Below are 827 nucleotides of genomic sequence, written 5' to 3'. Positions count from 1 at the left end.
GCCGATCACCGTGCCGATCAACTACACACGTTGACGGACGCAAGAGTTCAGAAATTCAATGGCCGCTTCCCGAAGGGAGCGGCGCTGTTTATCAAGCCATTCGCTTTGGGTTCACTTGAGATCGATCGCGCGCTTGGCCGTCAAATCCATTTTGACGAACTCGTCGTTGTAGGCAATCCAATGTCCCCCAGCGCCGTAGGATTCCGCGTCCATGCGCTCTACTTCGGCGTCTCGAAACTGGACCCAAAGCCGCTGAGCGGCGCGCAGAGTTTCGACCTGTCTTCTTTTGACGTCTTCGTCGTCGTCATCGCCAGATTGAATCTGCTCGAGCTTCTTTTGATAGTTCTCGTTCAGGACGGCATCCCAAGCCTGGAACTCACGCTCCGCGCACATCAAAGAATGGTCTGAAGAGCTTTCATCCGACGGCTCATCGATACAAGGCCTCATGATCACGCCGATGCAATCGTACTGATCGTCATGGGACTTTTCGTTTGCCGAACGTCCTTTCTTCTGGCGCCCTAGCGAATTCACACAGGCCTTTACGGCCTTGATGTCGGCCGAGACGTCCTCGCTCGAAGCTCTTTCATCCGTCTGGGCATGAGCAAAACCAACGGCATGGGTATGAGACAAGGTGAGACCGAGGGCATAAACCACAGCGCATAAACGAGTGGACTTCATCTCACGCCCCGACGAACCGCGCATCCGCCGTGTCCAGAAGCTTACGAATCTGCGTGACCTCCAGCGAGGCGTCGGGCTCGCAATTGGCGTAGGTGAGCTTTTCGCCGGCCTTGATCGCTTTCGTCCCCACGCCGCCCTCGGCCAGACCC

General features: G+C 56.5%; 1 protein-coding gene. It reads right to left on the bottom strand.

Annotation, left to right across the window (positions count from 1 at the left end):
* Positions 1 to 111: 111 nt before the first annotated feature.
* Positions 112 to 678, bottom strand: a complete 567-nt coding sequence (locus NS365_RS23380; protein WP_058599988.1) for a lysozyme inhibitor LprI family protein — start codon at positions 676 to 678, stop codon at positions 112 to 114.
* Positions 679 to 827: the final 149 nt, after the last annotated feature.

It is taken from the genome of Aureimonas ureilytica, assembly GCF_001475935.1.
GTDB lineage: Bacteria > Pseudomonadota > Alphaproteobacteria > Rhizobiales > Rhizobiaceae > Aureimonas > Aureimonas ureilytica_A.
This window is presented reverse-complemented; position numbering and strand designations above follow the sequence as displayed.